The organism is Azoarcus indigens, from assembly GCF_004361735.1.
Classification (GTDB): domain Bacteria; phylum Pseudomonadota; class Gammaproteobacteria; order Burkholderiales; family Rhodocyclaceae; genus Azoarcus; species Azoarcus indigens.
On sequence record NZ_SNVV01000001.1, the window covers coordinates 506,502 to 522,141 of the forward strand.

Consider the following 15,640-nt stretch of genomic DNA (forward strand, 5'->3'; position numbering starts at 1 on the left):
TGAAATCGGCGATATGCGCGGCTCATGGCTGGCCCCGCAGCCACACCTGGGCGGCCAGGTCGTCCTGCTGCTTCTGTTCGCCGGCACGCGCCTGGCGCTGCGCCTCGCCATGCTTGCGCGCATGCACCTGGTCCAGCACCTCGTGGCGGCGGGCGGCGGCGATCAGCGCCTGCTGCGCCAGCGCCATGTCGGCCTCGTGCAACGCCAGGTCTTCGCGGTGGGCAGCGGCGATGGCGGTGACCGCCTGCTTGTAGTCGGCGCAGTTGAGCGCCAGCGCCGGGCTGGCGAGGCCGCTGGCGCCGGCGCCGGCGCGCAGCTGCTCCAGCCGCTCCAGGTTGCCCAGGTAGCGGGCGCGCTCGCCCTGCCGGCTCGCCATGTCGGCACTCAGGCGGTCGACCTCGCGGCTGCGCAGTTCGACCAGCCGCTTCAGGCTGTCCAAGGGCTTGACCATGCTCATGCCATCAACTCCTCGAGACGGGCGCGGGTTGCCGCCAGCGGCGCCGCTTCATGCGTGCCCTGGCGCAGGAACTCTTCGATCGCGGGGTACAGCGTCACCGCGCGGTCGGTGGCCGGATCGGCGCCGGGCACGTAGGCGCCCAGCGGCAGCAGGTCGCGCACCTGGGCGTAGCGCGCCGCCATCTCCTTCAGCGCGCGGGCGGCCTTCTGGTGCGACTGGCTGGCCACCAGGGCCATGCAGCGGCTGATGGAGGCGGCAATGTCGATGGCCGGGTAGTGGCCGCGCTCGGCCAGCTCGCGCGACAGCACGATGTGGCCGTCGAGGATGGCGCGGGCGGTGTCCACCACCGGGTCCTGCTGGTCGTCGCCCTCGGCCAGCACGGTGTAGATGGCGCTCATGCTGCCGTGCTCGTTCTCGCCGTTGCCGGCGCTTTCCACCAGCTGCGGCAGCAGGCTGAACACCGAGGGCGGATAGCCACGGGTGGCCGGCGGCTCGCCCAGCGCCAGCGCCACTTCGCGCCGCGCCATGGCGTAGCGGGTGAGCGAATCCACCAGCAGCAGCACATCGCCGCCCTGGTCGCGGAAATGGGCGGCGATGGTGTGGCACAGCTCGGTGGCCTTGAGGCGCATCAGCGGCGATTCGTCCGCCGGCGCCACCACCACGATGGCGCGCGCCAGCCCGGCCGGGCCGAGGGAGAGGTCGATGAACTCGCGCACCTCGCGGCTGCGCTCGCCGATCAGCCCGACCACCACCACGTCGGCGACGATCTGGCGGGTGATGAGGCCGAGCAGCACGCTCTTGCCGACGCCGGAGCCGGCCATCAGGCCAACGCGCTGACCCTTGCCCAGGGTCAGCACGCCATCGATGGCGCGCACGCCCACGTCCAGCGGCTCGCGCACCGGCCGCTTCTTCAACGGATTGACGCGGGGCGGGCGCGGCTCCAGTACATGCTCGCCGCTGAGGCGGCCGAGGCCGTCCATGGGCTCGCCCAGGCCATTGACGATGCGCCCCAGCCAGGCCGGGCCGATGCTGGGGCCGGACTGCTCGGCGGCCGGCAGCACCCGGGCGCCGGTGGCCAACCCGTCCGGCCGCTTGTAGGGCATGAGGTAGGAGATTTCGTTGCGGAAACCCACCGCCTCGGCGGCAATCCACTCGCCGCAGGCGGTTTCGATGCGGCAGCGCTGGCCGGTCTGCAGTGGACAGCCGACGCTTTCCAGCAGCAGCCCGGAGGCGCCCACCAGGCGGCCGGTGGGGGTCGCCACCGGCACCGCCTCCAGCTCCAGCCGCCGCAGGGCCTCGCCTATCATGCGGCCACCTCGCCATCTTCGCTGGCCGGCAGCAGCTGGCTGGAAACCTGCTCCATGCAGGCGGCCAGGCGCTGCCGGCAGCCGGCGTCGGCTTCGCGGCCGTCGGCCTTGATGCGGCATTCGCCCGGCTCCAGCCGCGGATCGGCAATCAGCTGCCAGCGCGCCGCCCGCTCCGGGTCCAGCTCCTTGATACGCAGCAGCTCTTCCGGGTTGAGGAAGACCTCCACGCCCTCGCGTGCCGGCGGCATGGTCGCCAGCGTCTCGTCCACCAGCGCCAGCATCTGCACCGGCTGCAGCGCCAGTTCGCAGCGGATCACCTGGCGGGCGACCTTGCCCACCAGCTCGACGACTTCCTTGCGCAGCGCGGACTGGTAATCCGCCTGCAGGTGCCTGAGGCTTTCCAGCATCGCCTCCAGCGGCGCCGCCAGGCGCTCGAAATCGGCGCGCACCGCCCGCATCGCTTCATCCCTGCCGCTGCGCAGCCCCTCTTCCCGGCCCTGGGCGCGACCTTCCTCCAGGCCCTGGGCAAGACCGCTGCCGTGGCCCTCGCGGTAGCCGCGCTCCATGCCCTGCTGGAAGCCCTCGGCGAGCGCGGCCTGGATGTCGGCGACGGAGCCGCCGGGCGCCGCGCTGCTGCCGAGCTGCGACAGCGGCGGGAAGCGGTGCAGGCGGTAGCCTTTCATTCCACCACCGCCTCGGCGAACAGCTGGATCTCGATTTCGCCGGCATCCGCCAGCCCCTTCACCGCGTCCATGATCTCGCGCCGCGTCTGCTCGATGCGGCTGATGGGCACCGGGCCCATGCGGCGCATGGTGTCCTCGAAGGTCTGCGCCTGCCGGCGCGGCATGGACTGCAGCACCGCGTTGCGCACCGCCGGCTCGGCGCCCTTGAGGGCGATGGCCCACTGCTCCAGCGGCACCTCTTCGATGATGCGGATGATGTTGGCTTCGCTCTGGCGGGAGAGGATAAAGAAGTCGTACATGCTGACCTCGATCTCCGACACCACCTCCGGATCGCGCGCCCGCAGCAGCTCCACCATCTGCTGGCGGTTGCCCGGCAGGCGGTTGAGGATCTCCGCCGCCTGGCGCACGCCTTCCACGCTGGCGCTCTGCAGGCCCAGGCTTTCGAGGCAGCGGTCCACCACCTCGTCCAGTTCTTCCAGCAGCTCGCGGTCGATCTCGTTCAGGCGGGCGACGTTGAGCAGTACCAGGTCGCGGCTCTCTTCCGGCAGCGCATCCACCACGTCGCCGGCCAGCGCCGGCGGCAGGAAGGCGAGGAATACCGCCTGCATGCGCACATGCTCATGCACGATGCGCTCGGCCAGCCACTTGGGCGAAGCCCACTGCAGCCGCGCCATCTTGGGCCGTATGGCGTCGCCGTAGATGGTGTTGAGCACGCTGTTGGCGATGTCGGCGCCCAGCGCCAGATCCAGCGAGCGCTTGAGGTAGGAACGCGAGGCGCCATGCACCCCGCTCTGCTCGCGGTAGTCGTCGAAGAAGGACTGCAGCGAGTGCTTGACCGTCTCCACCTTGATGCCGCTCATGCGCGACATCACCTGGGTGACCTCCAGCAGCTCCTCGCGGGAGAAGCAGCGCAGCACCGCGGCGGCGGGCTCCTCGCCCATGCTCAGCAGCACGATGGCCGCCTGCTCCAGCGGGCTCGGCTTCCCGGGAACGACCAGCTCACCCGGCTTGTTCGGATCGGCCATGATTCTGCACCCATTGTTTGACGACTTCGGCGACGCGCTCCGGCTCCTTGCCGGCGAGCACCTTCAGGTGATCGACCATCACATCCACCGGCGACCCCGGCGGCGGCAGGTCGTAGTCCTCCAGCAGCGGCCGCACCGGCATGCCACCGGCACCGGCCGGCCCTGCCAGCGGAATGGCGGTGCTGCCGGCCAGGGCGGCTGCCGCTGCGCCTTCGGGCGCGGCCAGCGCGGCCGGTTCCGGCGTCACGTCGACTTCCGGCAGCGTGTTGATCGGCGGCGCCCAGCGCTGCTGCGCCAGCCGCAGCAGCGGGCGGACGACGAGGAAGAAGGCCAGCAGCGCGCCCAGCGCGTACAGCAAGTAGTTGGTGGCGTCGATGACGTTGTCGCGCTCCTGCCACCAGGGCAGCGCTTCCGGCGCCGCCGGGAAGGCCATCGCCGACACCGCCAGGGTGTCGCCGCGCTGGGCGTTGATGCCGAGGCCGCTGCGCAGCAGACGCTCCACGTCGGCCAGGGATTCCTGCGTCCAGCCGGCCCCGCCCGGCGCCGCCGCGGCATTGAGCACCACCGCCACGTTTAGCTTCTCCAGCCGGCCGCGGCTGCGCTGGATCTGGGTGATGCTGCGGTCGTAGGCGTACTGGCGGGTGGTGGCGTTCTTCTGCGCGGTGCTGGCCTCCGGCGCGCCGTTCTGGCCGTTCTGGTTCTGCGGCGGGTTGCCCTGCACCGCGACCGGCCGGTTGCTGAGCGACCCAGGCACGCCGACCGCCAGCGGATCGCGGCCGCTTTCCTCGCGCATCGCCTCGTTGGTGATGCGCGGCGTGTCACCGTAGCGCTCGTGGGTTTCCTGCACGCGGTCGTTGTCCACTTCGGCGGTGACGCTGACGCGGTAGTTGTCCTCGCCCAGCACCGGCGCCAGCAGGTCGCGCACGCTGCGGCGGGTCTCGTCCTGGAAGCGGCGCGCCGCCTCGCTGCCCTGGCTGGGATCGAAGCCGTCGCTGAGGTCCACCTGGGCGGACAGCAACCGGCCGCTCTGGTCCACCAGGCTGACGCGCTGCGGGTCCAGCCCGGCGGCGCTGTCGGCCACCAGCTTGATGATGGCGGCGATCTGCTCCGCCGCCAGTTGCCGCCCCGGCTTCAGCGTGACCACCACCGAAGCGGAGCTCTTGCTGCCGTCGCTGACGACGAAGGAGGAGGATTTGGCGATGGACAGGTGCACCCGCGCGGCGGACACCGCGTCCAGCGTGGCGATGCTCTGCGCCAGCTCGCCCTCCAGGCCGCGGCGGAAGCGCACGTCCTGCACGAACTGGCTGACGCCCAGCGGATCGTTGCGGTCCATCAGCTCCAGGCCGGCGGGCAGCTGGGCGGTCACGCCCTTGCCGGCGAGCATCATGCGCACCTCGCCGAGGCGGCCTTCAGGCACCAGCACCTGGCCGGTCTCGGGATGCAGGCGGTAGGCCACGCCGGCGGCGTCCAGCGCCACCATCATGTCGGCCACCGCGACCTTTTCACCGTGGCCGAACACCGGCTTGTAGCTGGACTGGTCGCGCCACATGAACATCAGCACCAGCGCGGTCACGCCCACCGCCAACGCCACCAGCGGCACCAGGCCGCGCAGCAGCGCGGGCGACAGCACCGGCACGGCGCCGGCCGGCCTGAGGCGGGAGAGTACGGGTTTGAGGGAGGCAATCACGGTTGCTTGTCCAGGGGTAGTGGGGTCAAAGCTGCAGCTTGATGAGCTCGTCCACCGCGCCCACCACCTTGTTGCGCACCTGCATCAGCATGGAAAAAGACAGGCTGGCCTCCTGGCTGGACAACATGGCGCCGACGAGGTCGTCGCTGGCGCCGCTATCCACCGCCTCGGCACGCTCGCCGGCGATGCGGGACTGATCGTCCACCCCGCGCACCGCCTGCCACATCACATCGGCGAAATTCACCTCGGAAGCCGAGCCGAAGCCGGCAGGCATCGCGGGCTTGAGCACCGGCAGGGCCAGCCCGCCGGCAATGCCTGCAGCGTCGGCCCCCATCCGGGCGGCCTCGGCGCGGAGTACCGCATCCAGTCCCAACTGCATTGATCTCTCCTGTGCCGGCACAATGAAAAAGCCGGCGGCAGACAAATTAAGAAAGGCGTTTAAGGAAATCCGCGGATGGTCGCCTTATACCGAAGGCATCAATCGAGGGCATGATCATATTGAGTCGCGAAGTGAATCGGGAGATATATTGAATCAATGTTAGAGAATCGTTAGAAAAGCAAATCTGCAATTCCATCCCATTCAGGAAAAAACAATCGCGCATCGTGCTCGGGAATTGAAGCGCAAGAAATCCCCCTGCGCGGAATAATCATTCCGTGCAACATCCGCGATTCAAATCGCAATAACAAACCGTGAATTGACCGCAGGGCAATAAACCGGACGGCATGAGCCCTGCCGCGCGAAGTCAGCGCAGCACCGATGCGAACATCAAGTGTATCCGGGTGGTTTCATGACGCTTTCCTTGTCGTGAGCCCTGCGATCCCATCGGGGAGCACACGCACGCGGAGAGGCCTCAGCTTCGCCAGAACGGCGGAATGACAGACTTGAAAGCCATCAAATCCTTGATAATCAATGGATTTGAAGTAAGCCAAGACGGTGGCTCAAGTCCGGCAACCCCGCTATCTTGACCCGCCCGCATGCCGCGGAAGGATGTTAGACCGGAAGCTTTGCGACCCCGCCTTTCGTGCGGGTGTGCCCAAGTTGTATCTTCAAATTACATGACGCTTACACATCCCGTCAAGCAAAGAAGCAAGTTTTTTTGCATTTCCGACGCAGTGCACCATGACGCACCAATTTGAATCACGCGAATCGTGAACAGCACCAGTCAGGTTCATAAAACTGTCAACTTCCGCACCCTGCTTTTTTAATCTTCCACTTCTCCTTCAATTTCATCCCATTTTTACAGAACACGCATTATATTTAATTGTCCGTTATTGAAATTCGATCCAAATCCGAATTCGTGCGTATAGAATCGCGCCGAATTCCAACCGAACTCCAACCGAACTCCAAGTATCGCTCCGCCGCATTGCGTAGACATCACGCGAGACGCCCCGTCAACGGCAGGTCCAAAACGGCAGGTCATTACCGACGAGCATGAACACCACGCCCCCCATCGCCACCCATCAACATCCAGTACTGGACCCGTGCAGCCTGGGCCGGCCGGTGCACCTGCTGGGCAAGTTCACCGCGCTGTTCCGGGACGACCTCGCCGAGTTGCTGCGGACCCGGCTCAACCGCCGTTACCGGGCGAGTTTCCAGGTCGGCAAGGTCCAACTGGCGCAGACGCCTGCCCTGCCTACGCAGCGGTGGCGGGTGTTCGACCATGGCGCCGGCCGCGTCGCCTTCTCGATGGACCGCCGGCTGCTGCTCAGCATCCTGGCCTACCGCTACGGCGCCGCCAGCGTGCCGGAGGCCGAGGGTGAAGCGCAGCCGGAGACGGCGACCGAGGAGCGGCTGTGCGGCATGCTGGGCAAGCAGTTCGTGGCCACCCTGGCGCAGCGGGTGGCCCTGTTGCCGGGCGCGGACAACAGCTGGAGCACGGAAGGCGGCGAGCCGGCGGAGATCTCGCTGACGCCGCCGGTGGAGCGCACCTGGCTGCTGCGCGCCGAACTGGTCGAACCTGGCCACGGCATCTCCGGCGAACTGCTGTTCGCGCTGGATGAGACCTGGATGAGCCGCATCCTGCGCGGCGTTGCGCCGGCCGCCGAGCGTACCCGGCCGGGCAAGCTTCCGCGCCAGCCGCTGGCCGCCCGCCTGCCGCTGGTGCTGATTGCCCGCCTGCTGGAAAAGGAGCTGCCGCTGGGCACGCTGCTGGATGCACGCGTGGGCGACGTGATTCCGATGCAGCTGGGCCCCACCGAAGTCCTCATCGGCAACGCCCTGCTGTTCCGCGCCGCGGTGGCGGAACACAAGGGCAAGCTCTGCCTGACCTCTTTCGAAGATGTGGAGTAATCACATGGAACTCACCGACAACGTCGAGATGGACAAGCTGCTGGAAGATTTCGGCGAGGACGCCGAGAGCGGGGCCGAAGCGGAGAACCGCCCGGCGCCCGCGCCGGCCCGCCCGCGGCGCGACATGGCGCAGATGATGCGCAAGATCCCGGTGACGGTGACGCTTGAAGTCGGCGCCGCCCGCGTGTCGCTGCAGGACCTGATGGAGCTGGGCCAGGACAGCGTGCTGGAGCTGGACACCATCGCCGGCGAGCCGCTGGTGATCAAGGTGAACGGCACGCCGATAGGCCGCGCCGAAGTGGTGGTTGCGGGCGAGAACTACGGCCTCAAGGTGGTGGAACTCACCGATCTCGACCTGGGCACGCTGGCCCCATGACGCGGCTCCCGCCCGCCGGCGCTGCGCCGCGGCTGGCCATTCCGCAAGCGCTGGCGCCGGAACCGCCGGCGGCCTCATCCGCCGCGCCTGCTTCCCGCCTGCCGGCACTGTTCGCCTGCGCGGCAACACTGGCGCTCGCGCTGCTGCCGCAATTCGCGGCGGCGGCCTCGGTGCCCATCATCGGCACCACGACCCAGGGCAACACCACCGATTTCACGGTGAAGACCCAGGTCCTCATCCTGATGACGCTGCTCGGGCTACTGCCCGTGCTGGCGCTGATGATGACCAGCTTCGCCCGCTTCGTCATCGTGCTGTCGCTGCTGCGCCAGGCGCTGGGCCTGCAGCAGGGCCTGCCCAACCGCATCATCACCGGCGTCGCCCTCATCCTCACCCTGCTGGTGATGCGGCCCATCGGCGAACACGTCTGGCTGAACGCCTTCGTGCCCTACGACGAAGACCGCATCGGCCTGCAGGAAGCGCTGAAGATCGCCGAGGCGCCGCTGTCCCGCTTCATGCTGGCGCAGACGAGCAAGAGCGCGCTGGCGCAGATCTCCCACCTGGCGGGCGAAGGCGAGGTGGCCGATCCGGCGGCCCACGCCTTCACCGTCAAGCTCGCCGCCTTCGTGCTGAGCGAGCTGAAAACCGCCTTCCAGATCGGCTGCATGCTGTTCATCCCCTTCCTCGTCATCGACCTGGTGGTGTCATCCGTGCTGATGGCGATGGGCATGATGATGCTGTCGCCTCTCGTCATCTCGCTGCCGCTCAAGCTGCTGCTGTTCGTGCTGGTGGATGGCTGGACGCTGACGGTGAACACGCTGGTGACCAGCGTGAGGATGGTGTCCTGATGCGCGCCCGAGGCCGGACATGCTGACGCCAGACATCGCCACCGACCTCGTCGGTGAGAGCCTGCGGCTGGTCATGCTGATGGTGCTGCTGCTGATCGGCCCCGGCCTCATCGTCGGCCTGCTGGTGGCGCTGTTCCAAGCCGCCACCCAGATCAACGAGCAGACGATGAGCTTCCTGCCGCGCCTGCTGGTCACCCTGCTCGCCATCATGCTGATGGGGCACTGGCTCACCGGCGCGCTGATGGACTTCTGCGTGTCGGTGTTCCAACGCGCGGCGCTGCTGGTCGGCTAGGCCCCGGAGCGGCGATGGAACTGGTGATGGGGCAGATGGTGCAGGCGCTGGGCGCGCTGTGGTGGCCCTTCTGCCGCACGCTGGCCCTGCTCAGCGCGGCGCCGATGATAGGCGAGAACATGGTGCCCATCAGCGTGCGCGTGCTGCTGTCGCTGGTGCTGGCGGTGGTGTTGCTGCCGGCGGTGCAGGCGCCGGTGGGGCTGGAGGCCATCTCGCTGGCGGCGGTGGTGGCCACCGCCGAACAGGCGCTGATCGGCTTCGCGCTCGGCCTCGCCTTCCACCTCACCGTCGCCATCGTCATGGTGCTGGGCTACCTCATCGCCTCGCAAATGGGCCTGGCGATGGCGCTGATGAACGACCCGATGAACGGCACCTCGTCCGACGTCGTCTCCACCCTGCTCTACATCCTGGTGGCGCTGGTGTTCTTCTCCATCGACGGCCACCTGGTGCTCACCGGCGTGCTCGGCGCCAGCTTCCAGGCCTGGCCGGTGGGCGGCGGGCTGGCGGCCTTCGTCGGCCAGCCGCTGGAGACGCTGGCGCACGCGGTGGCCTGGGTGTTCTCCGCCGCGCTGCTGCTGGCGGTGCCCATCGTGTTCTCCGCCTTCGTGGTGCAGCTGGGCTTCGGCTTCCTCAACCGGGTGGCGCCGGCCTTCAACCTGTTCTCCCTCGGCTTCTCCATGGTGGTGGTGTTCGGCGTGTTCATGCTGGCCTACCTGGTGCGCTTCATTCCGGCGCACTACATCCGCATGACAGAGCGAGTGCTGGAAATGCTCACCTACAGCATGGGGCGCTGAGCGATGGCCGAGCAATCCACCGGCGAGAAGACGGAAAAAGCCACGCCGCAGAAGCTGCGCAAGACGCGCGAGCAAGGCCAGGTGGCACGCTCGCGCGACTGGGCCACCGCCGTCGGCCTGCTCATCAGCCTGCAGCTGGTGATGCTGCTGGCACCCGGCTGGCTGGAGGATTTCCGCATGCTGCTGCGCCAGGGCTTCGCCGACCTCTCCGGCGATGGCAGCGCCATCGACAACGTCTGGTCCAACGCCTTCAGCGCGGCGCTGCTCCTGCTGCTGAAGATGGTGGTGCCGCTGACGCTGATTCCGCTGCTGGTGTCGCTGGCCTCGGTATTCCCCGGCGGCTGGGTGCTCAGCGCCAAGAACTTGCAGCCCAAGCTGGAGCGCCTGAATCCGCTGGGCTATGCGAAGCGGCTGTTCAAGCCCAAGCATGTGGTGGAGGTGATCACCACCGCGCTGAAGGCGGCCACCATCGCCGCGGTGCTCTACCACGTCACCCGCAGCAGCATGGCGGCCTTCCTGCACCTGCAGTCGCAGTCGCTGGACCAGGCGCTGATCCACGGCATGGGGCTGATGAGCAACGGCATCCTGGCGATGTGCGCCGTCTTCGTCGTCTTCGCCCTCATCGATCTGCCGGTGCAGCGCCTGGTGTTCCTGCGCGAGCAGCGCATGAGCAAGCGCGACCTCAAGGAAGAACACAAGACCAGCGAGGGCCGGCCGGAAGTGCGCCAGCGCGTGCGCCAGCTGCAGATGCAGATGGCCCGCCGCAGCGTGCGCAAAGCCGTGCCGACCGCCGACGTGGTCATCGTGAACCCGGAGCACTACGCCGTTGCCCTGAAATACGACGAACGCCGCGCCGAAGCGCCCTTCGTCGTCGCCAAGGGGGTGGACGAGATGGCGCTCTACATCCGCACGGTGGCCGCCGAGCACGGGGTGGAAGTCGTTCCGCTGCCGCCGCTGGCGCGCGCCATCTACAACACCAGCCAGGTCCATCAGCAGATTCCGGCGCCGCTCTACAAGGCGGTGGCGCAGGTGCTGACCTATGTGCTGCAGCTGAAGGCTTTCCGCGGCGGCCAGCGCGCCGGCGAGCCCTTGCTGCCCGGCGACCTGGCCGTTCCCACGCATCTGAGCTGAAGACGTTCACGCCATGAGCTACCTCACCCGCCTCCTCGCCGACCTGCGCCGCTACCGCATCGTCGCGCCGCTGTTCCTGCTCGCCCTGCTGGCGATGCTCATCCTGCCGCTGCCGCCGGTGGTGCTGGACGTGTTGTTCACCTTCAACATCGTGATGGCGCTGATCATCGTGCTGGTGAGCGTGACCGCCAAGCGGCCGCTGGACTTCTCGGTGTTCCCCACGGTGATCCTCGCCACCACGCTGCTGCGGCTGGCGCTGAACGTGGCTTCCACCCGGGTGGTGCTGCTGCACGGCCACGAAGGCACCCACGCCGCCGGCCAGGTCATCGAGGCCTTCGGCCATGTGGTGATAGGCGGCAACTTCGTCGTCGGCCTGGTGGTGTTCGTCATCCTGATGATCATCAACTTCGTCGTCGTCACCAAGGGGGCCGAGCGCATCTCCGAGGTGTCCGCCCGCTTCACCCTGGATGCGCTGCCGGGCAAGCAGATGGCGATCGACGCCGACCTCAACGCCGGCCTCATCAACCAGGAGAAGGCGCAGGCGCGGCGGCGCGAGGTGGCGGCCGAGGCGGACTTCTACGGCGCCATGGACGGCGCCTCCAAGTTCGTGCGCGGCGACGCCATCGCCGGCATCCTCATCCTGCTCATCAACATGGTCGGCGGCATCGCCATCGGCGCGCTGATGTACGACCTGTCGCTGGGCGACTCCTTCCGGCTGTACTCGCTGCTCACCATCGGCGACGGCCTGGTGGCGCAGATCCCGGCGCTGCTGCTGTCGGCCGCGGCGGCCATCATCGTCACCCGCGTCAGCGACGCCGGCGACTTCGAACAGCAACTGGGCACCCAGCTGCTGGCCTCGCCCCAGGTGCTGTACGCCGCCGCCGCGCTGATGCTGGCGCTGGGCGTCATCCCCGGCATGCCCTGGGCGACCTTCCTCACCTTCGCCGCGGTGCTCGCCTTCGTCGCCTGGCGAGTGAGCAAGCTAGGGCCACGGCCCGCGCCGGCAGACATGGAGGCGGTGGAAACCGCGCTGGTGGCGGAACGCCCGCCGGAGCTGGACTGGCGCGCCCTGCCCTTCGTCGAACCGCTGGCGGTGGCGGTGGGCTACAAGCTGGTCGGCCTGATCGACCAGGCACATGACGCGCCGCTGTCGCGCCGGGTGAAGGGCGTGCGCCAGACCCTGAGCGAGACCCTGGGCATCCTGCTGCCGCCGGTGGCGATACGCGACGACCTCGCCCTCAAGCCCAGCCAGTACGCCATCCAGCTCTCCGGCACCACGGTCGCCCAGGGCGAGATCCTGGCCGACCGCCTGATGGCGATTCCCTCGCCACAGGTTTACGGCGAGGTGGATGGCATTCCCGGCATGGACCCGGCCTACGGCATGGCGGTGGTGTGGATCGCCGCGCAGGACAAGGCCCATGCGCTGGGCATGGGCTACCAGGTGGTGGACGGCGCCAGCGTGATCGCCACCCACCTCTCCAAGGTGATGCGCGACAACCTGCCGGAGCTGCTGCGGCATGAGGACGTGCCGGCGCTGATGGAGCGGCTGGCGGCGCTGGCGCCCAAGCTCTCCGGCGCGCTGGAGAAGGCGCTCAGCCACAGCCAGCTGCTCAAGGTGTTCCGCACCCTGCTGGCGGAGAACGTGTCGCTGAAGGACATCGTGCCCATCGCCACCACGCTGCTGGAGAACGCCGAGGCGACCAAGGAGCCCATCCTGCTCGCCGCCGAGGTGCGCTGCACCCTGCGCCGCCAGATCGTCGCCGGCATCGTCGGCAACAGCGGCGAGATGAAGGCCTTCAACCTCGGCGGCGAGTTGGAGAACATGCTGCTGGGTTCGCTGAACCAGGCCCGCCAGGCCGGCAAGGTGGCGCTGGACAACTTCCCGATAGACCCCAACCTGCTCGCCCAGCTGCAGAGCAACATGCCGCTGGCGCGGGAACAGATGAAGCAGCAGGGCACCCCGCCGCTGCTGCTGGTGATGCCGCAGGTTCGCCCGCTGCTGGCGCGCTACGCGCGGCTGTTCGCGCCGGGGCTGCATGTGCTGTCCTACAACGAGATTCCCGAGCAGCGGGAGGTGAGCATCGTGGGCTCGCTGGGGTGAGTTCGAGGTACGGCGCTGGCTTGAGGGGGATCAGCAAGAACCGCTGCGCCGGGGATGAGGGCCTTTCCCCCTCTCCCCCGGCCCCTCTGCCGCGAGGGGAGAGAAAACCGCTGCCTCTGCGGGAGAGAACCGCTGCATTTGCATCCCCGCGACGTTTCTTCGACGAGCTGCATCTGTTTGCAGGACTGGGGACTGGAGTGGCCCCCCGGGCTTGAGGCTCTCGCGGCGGGAGGCAAGCAGCCAAGCCGGTTCGCAGCGCCAGTGCCACATGCCACCGGCGCCGGTGCGCCCCGTGCCACGCGCGGAAAGGCCGGGAGAGGGGGCGCCCCGCAGGGGCGGCTGCGTGCAGCGATCCCGGCTCTTCCTCTCCTCCCCTGCCAGGCAGCAAGGAAAAGGAAGGAAAAACAAGGACCTTCCCCCTCCATCCGCTCACGCCCGCGCGCGATTGTCCTTCGCCATCGCGCAGCCCAGCAGCACCACCGCCACTTCCGCCGCAGCCCGGAACAGGCCGGGGGCCAGCGCCGCGGCCGCGGTGCCGGGGGACAGGCCAGCCAGCGAGGGCACGGTGATCGGTGGCTGGCCGTGCATCAGCGCCACCTTCAGCAACCTCAGGTCAGCGCTGGCCATGGCGGTGGCGATGGCCGGCAGCGCGTCGCGCACGGTCGGCATGCCTTCCCGGCGCTCCACCCCCAGGCTGAGCTGCACGCCGCCTCCGCCGCCCTGCACCTGGATCACCACATGGCCCAGGCCGGGCAGTACCAGTTCCAGCCGCAGCGCATAAGTGCGCAGCCGCCGTCGCGGCGGCGTGCCCTCCTCCTCTTCCACCGGCAGCACCCGCAGCATCGCCGGCACGCCGCCCCAGGCGAACACCGGGAAGATCCAGCGCTCCACCTGGGCCGGCGGCACGTTCGGGGTGGTGTCGGCCAGGCCGGCTGCGGGGGCGAACATGGACTGCATGCCGGCAAGCTGCGCCCGCGCCAGCGGTTCGTCCATGGCCACGCCCAGCACCAGGTGGCGCCAGCCCTGGGCCAGCATTGCCGGGTCCGGCACATGCCAGGAGATCTGCCGCAGCGCGGCCTGATCCAGCCGCATGGCCGCCGGCTCGGCGTTCGCCGCCGGCGTAGCCGCCGCGCCGCCGCGTGCGCCGAGGTTGCCGAACAGCTCCAGCTCCAGCCGCGGCGCGGTGGAGAGCACTTTCAACATCAGCACGTCACCCGGGGCGAGGTCCCGGCTGAGGCGGCCCAGACCGCCCAGACGCAGGGACAGCCCATCCTCGGTATGCGCGAGCAGATCGTCGCCCAGCGTCTCGGCGAAGGTCAGCCGCAAGGTGTCGCCGGCATTGGGTAGCGACCTCGCTGCGTTGCCGCCATGGGGATGTATGGCCTGGGTGTGGACGACCGCTGCAACCCGTCCCACGCTCATCTTCTAGCCCTCCACTTGCATTCCGCACACGCGCCGCGTGCGAAAAAAAAGCCGCCCGCGGCTGCGGTCGGCTCTGCCTTCGACGGCCCCGCCGGCGCGGGGCCGCAAAGCGCCGAGCGCTTACTGCATCAGGCTCAGCACCAGCTGGGACATGCTGCTGCTTTGCTTCAGCATCGAGGTGCTGGCCTGCATCAGCAGTTGCTTGCTGGTCATGTTGGCGGTTTCGCTGGCGTAATCCACGTCCATGATCCGGCTGCGCGCTTCCGTCGTGTTGGTGCTCATGTTCGACAAGTTGTTGTAGACATGGTCCAGCCGGTTGGACGCCGCGCCCAGCTGGGAGCGCAGCTCACCCACGTCGTCCAGCGCATCGGCGATGGTGTCGATCATGCCGTTGGCCGCGGTGGCGTCGTCGATCTCGGTGCCGATGGCGGTGGGCGCGGTGGCGTTGTAATAGGCGCTGATGCCGCCCAGCGCGGTATCCAGGCCAGTGAGGGCGGTAGAGGTGTCCACTTCCATGGTCTCGTCGGAGGTGGCGCCGATCTGGAAGGTCAGCGCGGCGGACAGCTTGCCGTCCGGGCCGCCGACGGCGCCGAACAGCTTCTCGCCGCCGAAGGAGGTGTTGCCGATGATGTTGGCCAGTTCGGAGCCCAAGGCGTCGAACTCGGACTGCATCGCGGTGCGGTCGTCGTCGGTGGCCGACGCGGTGGCCGATTCAGTCGCCAGGTCCTTCATCCGCATCAGGATGTTGGTCACTTCCTCGAAGGCGCCTTCGGCAACCTGCATCATCGAGATGCCATTCTGGGTGTTGCGCATCGCGACCGACATGCCGCGCGTCTGCGCTTCGAGACGAGTCGCGATCTGCAGGCCGGCGGCATCGTCCATCGCCGAGTTGATCCGGTAGCCGGTACCCAGGCGGGTCATCGAGGTGGACAGCGCCTTCTGGTTGCTGCCAACGGCAGCAGTCGTCGACAGCGCGGCGGCATTGGTGTGTAGGCTAAGCATGGCAAGTACTCCTGGCTGGGTTGGTGACGGGCGCCTGCTGCTCGCCCTCACTGATACAAGGCGACCCCGCGGCCTGCGGACTTAAGCCGGATTGCGCGAAAAGAGCGCCCGGAGCCGACCTTAGTTCACGCTGTGCGGCGGGCGACGGATGCAAAAAAAGACGGCCGCCGTGGCGACCGTCTTTCCGTGTGCTGCCATGACATCCAGCTTGCCGCCGGAGGCCCGCGC

The 15,640-nt window shown here is 68.3% G+C and carries 15 protein-coding genes and 1 riboswitch; of the genes, 7 read left to right on the forward strand and 8 right to left on the reverse strand.

The genetic code is table 11. From position 1 onward, the window contains the following. Positions 1-22: 22 nt before the first annotated feature. Genes C7389_RS02400 through fliE form a run of 6 tightly spaced genes read right to left on the reverse strand, consistent with a single transcriptional unit; the run spans position 23 to position 5,538 of the window. Entirely contained in the window at positions 23-457 is a 435-nt protein-coding gene (locus tag C7389_RS02400; protein ID WP_133587960.1) for a flagellar FliJ family protein, read from the reverse strand. Next, the gene (gene fliI / locus C7389_RS02405; RefSeq protein WP_133587962.1) at positions 454-1,764 is read right to left on the reverse strand and encodes a flagellar protein export ATPase FliI; all 1,311 of its coding nucleotides are present in this window, start codon (positions 1,762-1,764) and stop codon (positions 454-456) included. The genes C7389_RS02400 and fliI overlap by 4 nt, the downstream gene beginning before the upstream one ends. Continuing rightward, positions 1,761-2,447 carry a flagellar assembly protein FliH gene (gene fliH / locus C7389_RS02410; protein WP_133587964.1) on the reverse strand — a complete coding sequence of 229 codons (687 nt, stop codon included), beginning with the start codon at positions 2,445-2,447 and terminating at the stop codon, positions 1,761-1,763. Before fliH ends, fliI begins: the two co-directional genes overlap by 4 nt. Next, positions 2,444-3,472: a flagellar motor switch protein FliG gene (locus tag C7389_RS02415; RefSeq protein WP_133587966.1), complete on the reverse strand. Its 1,029-nt coding sequence runs from the start codon at positions 3,470-3,472 to the stop codon at positions 2,444-2,446. The genes fliH and C7389_RS02415 overlap by 4 nt, the downstream gene beginning before the upstream one ends. After that, positions 3,447-5,159, reverse strand: coding sequence for a flagellar basal-body MS-ring/collar protein FliF (gene fliF, locus C7389_RS02420; protein WP_133587968.1), 1,713 nt, complete (start codon positions 5,157-5,159; stop codon positions 3,447-3,449). Before fliF ends, C7389_RS02415 begins: the two co-directional genes overlap by 26 nt. A gap of 25 nt (positions 5,160-5,184) precedes the next feature. Continuing rightward, a complete protein-coding gene (gene fliE / locus C7389_RS02425) occupies positions 5,185-5,538 on the reverse strand; it encodes a flagellar hook-basal body complex protein FliE (RefSeq protein WP_246034592.1) in 354 nt (117 codons plus the stop codon). A gap of 565 nt (positions 5,539-6,103) precedes the next feature. Next, positions 6,104-6,204, reverse strand: a riboswitch (cyclic di-GMP riboswitch). Between the two features lie 387 nt (positions 6,205-6,591). Here fliE and C7389_RS02430 point away from each other — a divergent pair. From C7389_RS02430 to C7389_RS02460, 7 genes are read left to right on the forward strand one after another with little or no spacing between them, the layout of a single operon-like run. Then, positions 6,592-7,449, forward strand: a complete 858-nt coding sequence (locus tag C7389_RS02430) for a FliM/FliN family flagellar motor switch protein (RefSeq protein WP_133587970.1) — start codon at positions 6,592-6,594, stop codon at positions 7,447-7,449. Positions 7,450-7,453: 4 nt separating this feature from the next. Next, positions 7,454-7,825, forward strand: a complete 372-nt coding sequence (locus C7389_RS02435; RefSeq protein WP_133587972.1) for a FliM/FliN family flagellar motor switch protein — start codon at positions 7,454-7,456, stop codon at positions 7,823-7,825. Next, entirely contained in the window at positions 7,822-8,670 is an 849-nt protein-coding gene (fliP, locus tag C7389_RS02440) for a flagellar type III secretion system pore protein FliP (protein ID WP_133587974.1), read from the forward strand. The genes C7389_RS02435 and fliP overlap by 4 nt, the downstream gene beginning before the upstream one ends. A gap of 19 nt (positions 8,671-8,689) precedes the next feature. After that, positions 8,690-8,962: a flagellar biosynthetic protein FliQ gene (locus C7389_RS02445; RefSeq protein WP_133587976.1), complete on the forward strand. Its 273-nt coding sequence runs from the start codon at positions 8,690-8,692 to the stop codon at positions 8,960-8,962. Between the two features lie 14 nt (positions 8,963-8,976). Continuing rightward, positions 8,977-9,756: a flagellar biosynthetic protein FliR gene (fliR, locus tag C7389_RS02450; RefSeq protein ID WP_133587978.1), complete on the forward strand. Its 780-nt coding sequence runs from the start codon at positions 8,977-8,979 to the stop codon at positions 9,754-9,756. Between the two features lie 3 nt (positions 9,757-9,759). Then, positions 9,760-10,887, forward strand: a complete 1,128-nt coding sequence (flhB, locus tag C7389_RS02455) for a flagellar type III secretion system protein FlhB (RefSeq protein WP_133587980.1) — start codon at positions 9,760-9,762, stop codon at positions 10,885-10,887. A 13-nt stretch (positions 10,888-10,900) separates the two neighbouring features. Continuing rightward, positions 10,901-12,988 carry a flagellar biosynthesis protein FlhA gene (locus tag C7389_RS02460; protein WP_133587982.1) on the forward strand — a complete coding sequence of 696 codons (2,088 nt, stop codon included), beginning with the start codon at positions 10,901-10,903 and terminating at the stop codon, positions 12,986-12,988. Positions 12,989-13,417: 429 nt separating this feature from the next. Here C7389_RS02460 and C7389_RS02465 read toward each other — a convergent pair whose 3' ends face one another. Both C7389_RS02465 and C7389_RS02470 read right to left on the reverse strand, forming a co-directional pair. Continuing rightward, the gene (locus C7389_RS02465; RefSeq protein ID WP_133587984.1) at positions 13,418-14,410 is read right to left on the reverse strand and encodes a hypothetical protein; all 993 of its coding nucleotides are present in this window, start codon (positions 14,408-14,410) and stop codon (positions 13,418-13,420) included. 120 nt (positions 14,411-14,530) lie between these two features. Continuing rightward, entirely contained in the window at positions 14,531-15,412 is an 882-nt protein-coding gene (locus C7389_RS02470; RefSeq protein ID WP_133587986.1) for a flagellin N-terminal helical domain-containing protein, read from the reverse strand. Positions 15,413-15,640 lie beyond the last annotated feature (228 nt).